This is a genomic window from Bacillus thermozeamaize, assembly GCA_002159075.1.
GTDB classification, from domain to species: Bacteria; Bacillota; Bacilli; order ZCTH02-B2; family ZCTH02-B2; genus Bacillus_BB; species Bacillus_BB thermozeamaize.
On the sequence record LZRT01000070.1, the window covers coordinates 13,772 to 26,428 of the forward strand.

The 12,657-nt window shown below is 55.7% G+C and carries 12 protein-coding genes; 1 reads left to right on the forward strand and 11 read right to left on the reverse strand.

Features of this window, described 5'->3' with window-relative positions:
* Positions 1–10 precede the first annotated feature (10 nt).
* The 5 genes from BAA01_13000 to BAA01_13020 form a co-directional block, all read right to left on the reverse strand.
* On the reverse strand, positions 11–235 hold the full coding sequence (locus BAA01_13000) for a DNA-directed RNA polymerase subunit omega (protein OUM87724.1): 225 nt from the start codon (positions 233–235) through the stop codon (positions 11–13).
* Positions 235–861, reverse strand: coding sequence for a guanylate kinase (locus BAA01_13005; protein OUM87780.1), 627 nt, complete (start codon positions 859–861; stop codon positions 235–237). The genes BAA01_13000 and BAA01_13005 overlap by 1 nt, the downstream gene beginning before the upstream one ends.
* 1 nt (position 862) lies before the next feature.
* Positions 863–1,132, reverse strand: coding sequence for a hypothetical protein (locus tag BAA01_13010; protein OUM87725.1), 270 nt, complete (start codon positions 1,130–1,132; stop codon positions 863–865).
* 64 nt (positions 1,133–1,196) lie between these two features.
* Positions 1,197–2,057 carry a YicC family protein gene (locus BAA01_13015; GenBank protein ID OUM87726.1) on the reverse strand — a complete coding sequence of 287 codons (861 nt, stop codon included), beginning with the start codon at positions 2,055–2,057 and terminating at the stop codon, positions 1,197–1,199.
* 65 nt (positions 2,058–2,122) lie between these two features.
* Positions 2,123–4,894 carry an ATPase gene (locus tag BAA01_13020; GenBank protein ID OUM87727.1) on the reverse strand — a complete coding sequence of 924 codons (2,772 nt, stop codon included), beginning with the start codon at positions 4,892–4,894 and terminating at the stop codon, positions 2,123–2,125.
* A 129-nt stretch (positions 4,895–5,023) separates the two neighbouring features.
* Here BAA01_13020 and BAA01_13025 point away from each other — a divergent pair, with 129 nt between their 5' ends.
* Positions 5,024–6,739 carry a hypothetical protein gene (locus BAA01_13025; protein ID OUM87728.1) on the forward strand — a complete coding sequence of 572 codons (1,716 nt, stop codon included), beginning with the start codon at positions 5,024–5,026 and terminating at the stop codon, positions 6,737–6,739.
* Here BAA01_13025 and BAA01_13030 read toward each other — a convergent pair.
* The 6 genes from BAA01_13030 to BAA01_13055 form a co-directional block, all read right to left on the reverse strand.
* A complete protein-coding gene (locus BAA01_13030; GenBank protein OUM87781.1) occupies positions 6,730–7,575 on the reverse strand; it encodes a hypothetical protein in 846 nt (281 codons plus the stop codon). The two genes, BAA01_13025 and BAA01_13030, sit on opposite strands and share 10 nt — an antisense overlap.
* Positions 7,576–7,653: 78 nt before the next feature.
* Positions 7,654–8,640, reverse strand: a complete 987-nt coding sequence (locus tag BAA01_13035; GenBank protein ID OUM87729.1) for a sporulation integral membrane protein YtvI — start codon at positions 8,638–8,640, stop codon at positions 7,654–7,656.
* 246 nt (positions 8,641–8,886) lie between these two features.
* Positions 8,887–10,167 carry a dihydroorotase gene (locus BAA01_13040; protein OUM87730.1) on the reverse strand — a complete coding sequence of 427 codons (1,281 nt, stop codon included), beginning with the start codon at positions 10,165–10,167 and terminating at the stop codon, positions 8,887–8,889.
* A 15-nt stretch (positions 10,168–10,182) separates the two neighbouring features.
* The gene (locus BAA01_13045) at positions 10,183–10,752 is read right to left on the reverse strand and encodes an orotate phosphoribosyltransferase (GenBank protein ID OUM87782.1); all 570 of its coding nucleotides are present in this window, start codon (positions 10,750–10,752) and stop codon (positions 10,183–10,185) included.
* 185 nt (positions 10,753–10,937) lie between these two features.
* Entirely contained in the window at positions 10,938–11,678 is a 741-nt protein-coding gene (locus BAA01_13050) for an orotidine 5'-phosphate decarboxylase (protein OUM87731.1), read from the reverse strand.
* Positions 11,678–12,637 carry a dihydroorotate dehydrogenase B catalytic subunit gene (locus BAA01_13055; protein OUM87783.1) on the reverse strand — a complete coding sequence of 320 codons (960 nt, stop codon included), beginning with the start codon at positions 12,635–12,637 and terminating at the stop codon, positions 11,678–11,680. The genes BAA01_13050 and BAA01_13055 overlap by 1 nt, the downstream gene beginning before the upstream one ends.
* Between the last annotated feature and the right edge of the window lie 20 nt (positions 12,638–12,657).

Here is a 12,657-nt window from a genome sequence, read left to right on the forward strand (position 1 = left end):
GGAAGAGCTTTCAGGATTCCTTCTCCTCCTGCTCTTCATCCTGTTTTTCCTGGAGGACAATCTTGCCGGCGACGATTTCTTCCAATGCCATTCCTACCTCTTTGTGCGACGAAGCCGAATCGATCGTCAGCGGTGAACCGTCCTTAATCTGTCTCGCCCTTTTTGCGGCTGCTGTGACAAGCAAATACTTGCTTCCAACCGCTTCGATCATCTTGTCCACTTCGGGAAACAGCATCAGCGAAACTCAACCTCCTCCAACTGTTTGGCAAACCGATCCCAGATCCGTTTCGTCCTCAGGTGTTCAGCCGCGATAATCGCCCGGATCTTGTCCGCCGCTTTCTCAACCACGTCGTTTACCACCGCGTAATCATAATGATGCAACATCTTCAACTCTTCCCTGGCCACGCCCAAGCGGCGGAGAATATCCTCCTCGTCTTCCGTCCCCCGATGTTCGATCCGTTCCTTCAACGCGTTCAAACTGGGGGGCAGGAGAAAAATAAAAATGCCTTCGGGGAACTTTTCCTTCACCTGAAGCGCTCCCTGAACTTCGATTTCCAATATGACGTCCTTGCCCTGGGCAAGAGTTTGTTCAACAAATTCCCTTGGCGTGCCGTAATAATGATCGGCGTATCTGGCCCATTCCAGCAGCTGTCCCTGTTCAATCATCCGCTGAAATTCTTCCTGGGTCCTGAAAAAATAGTTCACCCCGTCCTTTTCCCCGGCGCGAGGCTTGCGTGTCGTTACCGATACGGAATACACCAGCTCAGGCATCAAGCTGCGCAAGGCGGAACAGACGGTTCCCTTTCCCACACCGGAAGGCCCGGATAATACAATAAGCAATCCCTGCTGATGGTCTGCCATCTCAATCCTCCGGATCAACCGCAGGATCCTCTTTGGTGTTCAACCGATTCGCAACCGTTTCCGGTTGCACCGCTGAGAGGATCACGTGGTCACTGTCCATCACAATCACAGCCCTGGTTCGCCTTCCGTAGGTGGCGTCGATCAGACGGCTGTTGGCCCGCGCTTCGGTGATGATCCGCTTGATCGGCGCTGATTCGGGGCTGACAATCGAAATGATGCGGTTAGCCGACACAATATTGCCAAATCCGATATTGATCAGTTTGATAGACATCAGATTGAGCCTGCCCTCCCATCCTAAGTTTGAAAAGCTTGCAGGTACATGACGACCGCAAAAGTTACTCCACATTTTGAATTTGTTCCCGCATCTTGTCAATCTCGCTTTTCGTCGTGAGAATGTGCTGATTGAGGGTAGGATCGGGCACTTTCGCCGAAATGGTATGGATTTCCCTGCTCATTTCCTGCAACAGGAAATCCAGCTTTTTCCCGACCGGCCCCGGCTCTTCGACGATCCGGGCAAATTGCTGACAATGGCTGCGCAAACGTGTCAGCTCTTCATCAATATTCGCCTTCTCCGCAAAGATCAGCAGCTCCGTGTACAATTTTTCTTCCGCTATCTTCTCCACCCCGAGCGCTTCCAGCCGCTGCAGCAGACGACCGCGGTAGATCTCCAGCATCTGTTCCGCGTGTCGCTGCATCTCTTCCACCTGTTCAAGGACCAGCCGGTTGCGCCGCCGGAGGTCTTCCTGTATGACTTGACCTTCCCGCCGTCGCATCTGGTTCAGCTGCTGACATGCCAGGGCAGCGGCCTCCCTGAGCGGCTCACTCCAATCAAATTCATCATCGACTTGTGTGTGGAAGATTTCGGGAATTTCCAAAATCGTGCGGATGTCAACTTCCCCTGGCAATTGGAAGCGTTCCTTGAGCGTCCGCAACAGCCTTATCCAGTCCTCGACACGTTGCCAATTCAGCGTCTGCAAGGTTCCGTCCACAGGCTCCAGCTGCACATACAGGTCCACTTTTCCCCGGGACAGATGTGACTGGAGCTCTTTTCTGAGAAGCTCTTCATAGGATAACCAGTTTTTTGGCAAGTGAACTGAAATTTCCCGATATCGGTGGTTGACAGACCGAATCTGCAACACAAGCCGTTGTCCATGAGCCGATACTTCAGCCCGCCCATAACCTGTCATGCTTTTCATGTTGGTTTCACTTCCATTCATTTATTCTAAACAATTTAGGTGATCTGAACAAGTATCACGACCTTTTAGCGCATCGGATGGAGCGCCTGCGCCGGTTTGCCTGACAACAGGGCCGGAATGCCGGCGATGAACGTAGGAATGGCTGCGGCGAACAAAATCAAGGCCCATTCGCGCAAATGAAGCGCCGTGGTGTGAAAAACCGGTTGCAGAACACCGACGTAGATGACAGCCAGCAGCATCAACACAGACATGATCACCGAAAGGACCAGCCAGCGGTTTTCAAATGGATTGCGATCAAAGACGGAACGCTCACACCGGCAGTCAAAAACGTGAATCAACTGGGCCATCACCAGCGTCGCAAAAGCCACCGTCTGAGCCCGTAACAGGTCGTCCGGGTTTTCTGCCAGCGTCAGCCAAAAACTGCCCACCGTGACCAGTCCGATCAAAAGCCCCCGGCTGATGATTTTCCATCCCATCCCGCGCGCAAAGACGCTTTCACGCGCATCCCGCGGCGGACGGTGCATCACATTCTCTTCGCTGGTGTCCACTCCCAGCGCCATGGCCGGCAACCCGTCCGTCACCAAGTTGACCCAGAGGATGTGAATGGGAAGCAGCGGCAAAGGCATCGCCAACAGCATCGCAATGAGCATGGTAAAAATTTCTCCCACATTGCTGGCCATCATGTAACGGATAAATTTCCGGATGTTCTCATAAATGCCTCGTCCCTCTTCGACGGCAGCCACAATGGTCGCAAAGTTGTCATTGGCAAGGACGAGGGAGGCTGCTTCCTTGGTCACGTCGGTACCGGTTCTGCCCATCGCAATGCCAATGTCCGCCGCTTTAACAGCCGGTGCGTCATTGACCCCGTCCCCGGTCATCGCCACCACTTCACCTTTGGCTTGCAAGGTCTTGACAATCCGCAGCTTGTGTTCCGGCGCAACACGTGCGTAAACGTATATCTGATCGATGTTTTCCGCCAGTTCCGATTGGCCCATCCGGGACAGCTGACTGCCGGTCAGCACCCGTCCCCCCGGCGGAAGGATCCCCAGTTGCCGGGCAATGGCCTCCGCCGTCGTCTGATGATCGCCGGTGATCATCACGGTCCGGATACCGGCCCGCCTGCAAAGGGCAATGGCCTGCTTGACCTCTGGGCGAGGCGGGTCGATCATGCCCATCAACCCGAGAAAGACCAGACCTTGTTCGGCTTCCGCCTCATTTTGGGGAATTTCTCCCGGACGCAGGCGCCGGTATGCAAATCCCAAGTTTCGCAAAGCCATTTGCGCCAGCGATTCATTTGCTTGCATGACGTTCTTCCTAAAGGCGGGCGACAGGAGCTGCTCCTTCTCGCCGTATACAATCTGCGTGCAACGTTCCAACAGGACATCCGGCGCTCCCTTCACCAGCACCCAGCGGTTGCGGGATGTGTCCTCCACGACAACCGACATCATCTTTCTTGACGGATCAAACGGAAATTCCTTGATCCGCCGCCAGCGACCGCGCAGCTCAGCGGGGTTCAGGCCGGCCTTCAATCCGGCAAAAAGAACCGCTCCTTCAGTCGGATCGCCCTGCAGCAACCAGTCCCCTTCCGGGCCTGCAGCCGGAATCTTGTCAGGGTGCTTTTTCTTTCCAAAAATTCTTTTCCTGCCGTTTTCGATCAGTTGTGCATTGTTGCAAAGGCAGCCGATCTCCAAAAGCCACTGCAGTTCCCGGTGCCGTTGCGACGCAAGCGGCAGGCCTGCGGAGACAAAGGGACCTGATGAAGGTTCCTGTTCTCCTTTTACCTCAATCTTGCGCCCCGCAATCCAGATGTGGGTCACCGTCATCCGGTTTTGCGTCAGGGTTCCCGTTTTGTCGGAACAGACAACGGTCGCCGTCCCCAGCGTTTCCACCGCCGGCAACTTGCGAATGATGGCCTGCCGCTTGATCATCCGTTGCACGCCCAGTGCCAGGGACACCGTCACAATCGCCGGCAGGCCTTCCGGAATGGCCGCCACGGCGAGACTGACACCAGCAAGAAACATTTGATACAATTCTTGCCCATGCCAGATTCCAAGACCCACCACCAGACCGGTCAAAAGCAGGCAGGCGACAACCAACACCTGTCCCAAATGGGCCAGGCGGTGCTGCAACGGAGTAACCTCCTCGTCTTCAATGTGCATCAGATGGGCGATTTTCCCCATTTCCGTCTGCATCCCGGTGGCTACCACAATGCCGATCCCTTTTCCCTGTACCACACTGGTACCCATATAGGCCATGTTTTGCCGATCGCCCAGAGACAAATCTTCATCCGGAAGCGGATCGGCGAATTTGGCGACCGGCAACGATTCCCCGGTCAACGCGGCTTCCTCGATGCGCAGTCCTTCGGCAACCGCCAACCGCAAATCGGCTGGAATCCGATCGCCGCTTTCCAAATAGACGATGTCGCCCGGCACCACTGTTTTAGCCGGTATCTTTTGCAATTGCCTGTCCCGCAAGACCCGGCACTCTGGCGCCGTCATCTGCTTGAGCGCCTGCAAGGAATTTTCCGCACGATACTCCTGAACAAAACCCAGGACGGCATTCAGCAGGACAATGGCCACAATCGTCAATGCATCCGTATATTCACCAAGCCATCCTGACAACAATGTGGCGACCAGAAGGATGAACACCATAAAATCCTTGAACTGACTGAAAAACAAGAAAAGAGGATTGATCCGTTCTCCCCCTGCAAGGAGATTTTCGCCATATCGCGCCAATCTTTTCTCCGCTTCTTTCCATGTCAATCCGGCATTCACATCCGTCTCGTATTGGCGGAGCACATCTTCAACCGATTGTTGGTATGCTTTCTTTTCCTTCATTGCGCTTCTGCTGCCCCCCTATCTGCTTGGCCGGCCCTTGCTCTGCTTTACTCTATTCAGGGCAACAGGAAAACATGCTATACTTGTCTGGTACGAAAATGGGAACATTTTGGGACAGGAGGGTGGGCAATGGGTTTTGACGGTTTTGTCATGCGAGCCATCGTCCATGAACTGCAGCCGCTCGTAGGCGGACGGGTGACGAAAATTTATCAGCCGAGCGAAACAGACGTGATCCTGCTCGTCCGCGCTCATGGCGAAAACCACCGTCTTTTCCTTTCGGCCAGCCATACCATTCCGCGCATCTATCAGGTTCAGGAACAACTGTCCAACCCGCCTGAGCCTCCCCTGTTTTGCATGGTGCTGCGCAAACACCTGGAAGGCGGATTGATCGCAGGTATCGGTCAAATGGGGTTGGATCGCGTATGCTGGCTGGACATCCGCAGCCGGAATGAACTCGGGGATTGGGGAATCAAACGGTTGGTGCTGGAAGTGATGGGAAAGCACAGCAACCTCATCCTGATCGATCTGGATTCCCAGCGGATCCTGGAAGCGATTCACCACGTGCCCGCGGCATTAAGCCAATACCGGCAGGTGCTCCCCGGAAGGACCTATACTCCTCCACCCCCGCAGGAAAAAGCCGTCCCTTGGGAAATGGACCGGGAATCTTTTTTTGCGGCCATCGATTGGAACCGCGGCAAGCTGGAGAAACAGCTGGTGGAACGCTACTTCGGGATTGGCCCGACGCTCGCCAGGGAAATCCTCCATCGGGCAGGCCTGCCAACCAGAGACAACGTTTGGCATGCCTTTTCCGAAATCATCAATCAATTGAAACAGCATCATTACGAACCAACCGTGATCAACGGGGAAAAAGATGATTTCCATGTCATCCCCTTACACAGCCTGGATGGAAAGAAAAAAACCTGTCCGACCGTCAGCCAATGCCTGGAATCATTTTATAAAGAGCAAGCACAGAAGGAGAGAATCAGGCAGCAGGCCCATGACCTCAAAAACTGGCTTGAAAACGAGATGAAAAAAAACCTGAAAAAAATGGAGAAACTCCGGGCCACTTTGGAGGAAGCCAAGCAAGCAGAGGATTTTCGCCTGTTCGGGGAACTGGTGACGGCAAACCTCTACCGCATCCAGCCGGGTGATACGGAGCTCATCGCGGAAAACTTTTACGAAGAATCCATGCCGCAGATTCGTGTTCCACTGGACCCCGCCCTCTCGCCCAGCGAAAACGCACAGGCCTATTTCAAAAAATACAACAAGGCCAAAAACAGCCTGCGGATGGCCCGACAGCAACTGGAGCTTGCAGAAGAGGAAAACCGCTATTTTGAGACGATCCTGGCGCAATTGGCCTTGGCCAGCGACAGAGAACTGGAGGAAATCCGTGAAGAGCTGATCGAGCAAGGATATCTGCGCAGCCGCAAAACGGTCCGGAAAAAACGGAAGACCGAACCGCCGCGTCCGCAGCAGTTCCGGTCTTCCGAAGGGTTCGAAATTCTCGTCGGCAAAAACAACCGGCAGAATGATTACCTTACCGGAAAACTGGCCAACCGCAACGACACCTGGCTGCACGCCAAGGACATTCCGGGCTCCCATGTGGTCATCCGCGGGCAACACTTCACCGAACAAACGTTGAAAGAGGCGGCCTTGCTTGCCGCCTGGTTCAGCAAGGCACAACGTTCCTCACAGGTCCCGGTAGACTATACCTTGATCCGGCACGTCCATAAACCGAGTGGGGCCAAACCGGGATTCGTGATTTACGAAAAACAGAAAACGATTTATGTGACGCCTACCGAGGAAGCGCTGGAACCCCTTTTGAAAACCCAACATCAGGCATGAGCAAGGCTGTGGAGCAACTGTTGGATATCCTCGGGCAGAGGGCTCCGGAATGACATCGGATATCTCCCGGCCGGATGCTCAAACCTAAGCTCTGCGGCATGGAGCGCCTGCCGCTGAATCCATTCCGTATTTCCGCCATACAGCGCATCGCCAAATAAGGGGTGGCCCAGATGCGCCAGGTGAACGCGAATCTGGTGCGTACGGCCGGTCAACAGTTTCAAGCGGAGCAGCGTGGCATTCTGTAAAAGCCGCTCTACCTGGTAGGCGGTTCGCGCCGGCTTGCCCCTCGGGTCCACCAGCCGGCGAACGCAACCAGGCTCGCGCCAGATCGGCGCCTCAATGACACCCTTTGGACTGCTGACTCTCCCTTCCACGACCGCCATGTACCCTTTTTTCAGCCGTCCACGACTCATCTGCAACGCCAGCTGTTGATGGGCAAATGCGTTCTTGGCGATGACCAAAAGCCCCGATGTGTCACGGTCGAGACGCTGGACAAGGTGAAATCCGGGCCTCTCTTTACGGCTTAGCCAATGGTGAACAATGCCGTTGGCCAGTGTTCCGGAAGGATGTCCTTTGGTCGGGTGAACCACAATCCCCGGTGGCTTGTCCACGACCATCAGCCAATCGTCTTCATACAAAATGTGGAGCGGGATCGGCTCGGGCAAAATGTGTTCCGGAAAAGCGGCAGGCACGGCCAGCTGGATCCGATCGCCCCTTAACACGCGCTCCGTCAAAAAAGCGGGCTCCCCGTTGCGCCAAATCATCTCATCCCGCTTTAATCGCCTGAGAAAACCATTCGAAACCGGCCAACGCCTTCTGATCACCTCCCGGATCATCAACCCTTCTTCATCCGGCTCGACAAGCACTTGCAAAAGCTGCGTTAGCCCAGTCGACACAACATCACCCTAATTTCTTTAGAGTCGAATCTGAAATTGAAAAAATCCGGCTTTCCGAAACGCCTTGTAAACCACGACCAAGGCAGGGCCGACCAGCAGGCCCAAAACCCCCATAAATGAAAAACCAAGGACCATGCTGATCAGGATCGTCAGGGTACTCATGCCCAGACTGTCTCCCAGCACTTTCGGTTCAATAATCCGCCTCAGCAACGTGATCGCGACATACAGCACAATCAAGCCAATCCCAAAAAAAATCTGCTCCTTGACCAGAACCCAGATCGCCCAGGGAATGAGGATCAGCCCCGAGCCGAGAAAAGGCAAGAAATCCAAGACGGCGATCACAGCAGCGAGCGCCAATGCGTAAGGCACCCGCAACAATAACAACCCGATCAGCGTGAGGACGAAAATAATAAAGCTGATCAAAACCTGTCCACGGATATATCCGATAAGTCCCTTATTCAACTCACTGATGATGATGTCCAGTTTTTCATGGGATTCCGGTGCAAACCAGCGGTAAAATTGCGCCTTGAGCTGAGGCAAGTGCAAACTGATCAGGACAAACGCCAAAATGGTCAGGAGACTGAGAATAATCATCCCGGGAACAGCCGAAGCAAAATTGACAAAGGCTGAGGCGGACCGCCCGACCAAACCGTTGGAATTCGTGAGCCACCCGGAAAGGCTTCTCGTAAAGTTTTCCTGAACCGCGTTTAGGGTCTCTGGCGGGATGGCCTGAATCCAGCCGGAAATCCAGGTTTCCAGATCCGATATGTACTGGGGGGCCTTCTGATAAATTTCAACCAATTCAACAAAAATACGCGCCACCACAAAATAAGTGACCGCACCCAGCAGCAGCGCCAGCCCGCCAATTGCGATCCAGGCCGCAACCACCCTGCTTTTGACGCCCATTTTCTGAATCGCCTGGATCAGGGGCTCTATTAAGACAGCCAGCAAAAGTGCAATTAAAAACGGCAAAAAGTACGGAAAGAGAAAATAGCCTCCGATCACCAGCGCAAGCCCCCATACCCATCGCGTCCAAGATGGGTTCCAGACACCATTCCCACTCAATCCCGTTTTCCCCCTAAACAAGCAAAATCAGTGATTACAGACAAGCTGCCCCGTTTGTCTCAGAGCTATTCTGTTTATATCGAAGGCGACGGGACAAGTCAAGAAAAATCATCCAGGCCGCCCCGAAGGCGAACGACCCGCCATCCGGAGCAGCCCGTCTTGCGCGCGAGACGCATGGAGTGGTGCCTACACGGAACGATAGACGATCTCCCCGGCCAAAAGCGTCATTTTGACTTTTCCCTTCAGGCGCATGCCGGCAAATGGCGTGTTTCGGCTGGCCGAGAAAAATTTATCGGGATCCACCGTCCACTCTTCCTGCGGATCGATCACCGTCAAATCGGCCACCTCACCCTCCGCCAACCGCCCGCCCGGCAAGTTCATCACCTTAGCCGGATGCAGGCTCAGCTTGCGGACGGCCTCAAGCTGGCTCAGTTTTCCCGTGTGCACCAATTTCGTCCAAACCAAGCCGACCGCTGTCTCCAGGCCCAGCAGGCCGAACGGGGCTTCGGCCAGGGAAGCGGCCTTTTCGCGTTCGGTATGGGGCGCGTGATCGGTGGCGATGACGTCAATGGTTCCGTCTTGCAGGCCGGTGATGACCGCTTCCACGTCAGCCGCCGTGCGAAGAGGCGGATTGACCTTGGCCAACGTCCCCCATTCCAGCACCGCCTCGTCGGTAAGGGTAAAATGGTGCGGCGCCGCTTCTGCGGTCACCCGGACTCCCCGTTGCTTGGCTTCCCGAATCAGCTGGACAGCCCGGGCTGTGCTGACATGCTGAATGTGAACCCGGGCGCCCGTATCTTCCGCAAAAAGAATGTCACGGGCGACGACCAAATCCTCCGCCAGTGAGGGAATGCCCGGATCCCCCAGCTGCCGGCTGACCTTGCCCCGATTGATGGCCCCAATTCCTGCGACCAGGCAATGTTCTTCACAGTGGCTGCTGATCGGAATATCCAGCTCCCGCGCCAGACGAAAAGCCTCGTAGAGGATGCGCGGATCCATCACGCTTTTGCCGTCCTCCGTAAACGTCACCGCTCCCGCCTCCTTCAGCGCGGGAAAATCGGTCATCCGCTCGCCTTTTAAACCATAAGTCATGCTGGCAGCCGGATAGACGCGTACGGCTGCTTTTTTTCGGCTCGTTTCCACAACGTAGCGGATTTGTTCAGGCGAATCCAGCACGGGTGAAGTATTCGGCATGCAGACCACCGCCGTAAATCCACCCGCCGCTGCCGCGCGGGTTCCCGTCTCAATGGTCTCTTTCTCCGGAAAGCCGGGATCGCGCAGGTGCACGTGAATATCGATCAGCCCGGGGGTCACCAGGCAGCCGCTCAGATCGATCACGTCAACCCCTGAAATCTCCAGGTTTTTCTTGATTTGAGCCACCTTGCCGTCTGCAATCAACAGATCCAGCGTTTCCTCTGTTCCTGATGCCGGATCGATCAACCGCCCGTTTTTCAACAACCGCTTCATTCCGTTGCCTCCTCGCTAGTGCTGCTTCCCCGGAGATTTTCGGCTGCCTGGCTTTTCGGCAGGCAGTCCGGTTCGGCACAATGGGCAATCTTCCGGTGTATAGGTCGCTACATTCAGACGGATAAACGGGCGAAAGGGAACGCCAAAATCCGCCCGGCCGCCGCTTCGATCGACGATGGAAGCCACACCGACCAGCTCGCCGCCCGCCTGTTTGACGAGGTGAATCACCTCTTTCACCGAACCGCCCGTGGTGACCACATCCTCCACCACCAGCACCCGCTCGCCAGGCTGAATCGCAAATCCCCTGCGCAACGTCATCACGCCCTCTTCCCGTTCCGCGTGAATATACCTGGCACCCAGTGCACGAGCCGTCTCATAAGCGACAACAATGCCGCCCAACGCCGGGCCGATCACCACATCCACCCGCTGATCCGCAAACGGCGCCGCCAGCGCCCGGCAGACCGGTTCGGCATACTGGGGATATTGCAACAGCAGCGCACACTGCAAATACTGGTCGCTGTGCAGCCCTGACGTCAACAAAAAGTGCCCTTTCCTCAGAACCCCGGTTTTTTCCAGGATGTTCATGCCTTCCTCGACAGAGATTGGTTGCACTGTACTCACCCGAACACCTCCAGGTCGATATCATGTTTTCCTTTGCAGTGCAGACTGGATTCATTTTATTCCTTCATTAAAGTTATTACATTTATTTCTCCATTTGGTTTCTTTCCCCATCTGGTGGTTTCCTTCCCCATCTGGTTCACTTCGCATCTTCACGTTTCATCCAGATTCTGGCGGGCCCTGTTCATCTCCGCAAGGATGACATCAAACACCCGGGCAGGATCGGCCGCACGGGTGATCGGCCGGCCAATCACCAGGTAGTCGCTGCCGGCCTGGATCGCTTCACCTGGTGTCATGACCCGCCGTTGATCGTCCTGTGAACCAGCAGGCCGAATGCCTGGCGTCACGCACAGCCATTCCCTGCCGCATGCCCGTTTTACCGGCCGCACCTCGCGGGCCGAGGCGACCACCCCGTCCATTCCTGCCTGCTGCGCCAGCCGGGCGTAACGCAATACAGCCTCATCGACGGATCCCGGGATCCCGATCTCCTCATTGAGCATCCGCTGATCGGTGCTGGTCAGCTGCGTGACGGCGATCAAAAGAGGTGCCTTCTGCCCGGGGGGCAATCCCCGTTCGACGCCTTCACGGGCACGCATCATCATCTCTCTGCCACCGGCGGCATGGACATTGATCATATCCACGCCAAACCGGGCCAGGACGGCGATGGCCCGGCCCACGGTATTGGGGATGTCATGCAGCTTCAAATCGAGGAAGATCCGGTATCCCCGGTTTTTCAGCGCCTCAAGCAACGGGCTTCCCGCTGCATAAAACAATTCCATGCCCACCTTGACATACCGGACCTGAGGAACCCGCTCGAGAAAGGAGAACACCTCATCCGCGGTCGAAAAATCCAGCGCCACGATCAATCGCTCCGCCATGCCGTGATTGCCCATCAACCGCTCCCCCTTCCCTTCCATCCCATGCCCGTCAATTCGGAAATATGTTTCACGCCCAATTCCGCAAGGCGGCCAGGGAGCGCCTGGATAATCTCGGGGCAGACCAGCGGGTTGACGAAATTGGCCGTACCGATGGCGACCGCCGAGGCACCCGCCAAATAAAATTCAATCACGTCATCCACCGTGCTTATGCCGCCCATGCCGATAATCGGAATCTTCACCTGCTGGCTCACTTCCCAGATCATTCGCAAAGCGATCGGTTTGATGGCGGGCCCGGAAAGTCCTCCGGTGACGTTGGCCAAAATCGGCCCTCTTTTTCGGATGTCGATGCGCATCCCCAGGAGCGTGTTTATCAGGGACAGGCCATGCGCCCCTGCCTCCTCCACTCGCTTGGCGATCTCCACAATGTCTGTGACATTCGGCGACAACTTGACGAAGACAGGCACCGCGCTGACTTGAACCACTGCGGCCGTCAGGCGGGCAGCCATTCCGGGATCGACCCCAAAGGCGATCCCGCCGACCTTGACATTCGGACAGGAAATATTCAGCTCCAAGGCCTTGACGTTGGGCTGCCTCGACAAAACTTCGGCCAACTGTACGTATTCTTCCTCCGTGTTCCCGGCAATATTGGCAATCACAGGGACATCGTATTGGGCCAGCCAGGGCAGCTCTTCCGTCACAACTTTCTCCAGGCCAGGGTTTTGCAATCCGATCGCGTTCAACATGCCGGCCGGCGTCTCGGCCACGCGCGGCGTCGGATTGCCCATCCGCGGCTCCAGCGTCGTTGCCTTGACGGCTATCGCGCCCAAAAGCGACAGATCGTAAAACTGGGCATATTCACGGCCAAACCCGAAACACCCCGAAGCCGGCATGACGGGGTTGCGCAGCTTCAGGCCAGCCAGGTCCACTTCCAAACAGGAAGCCGGTTCCCCATCCCCCGGTTGAAGATCGTGCATGAGGGTTTGCTCCTTTTCCA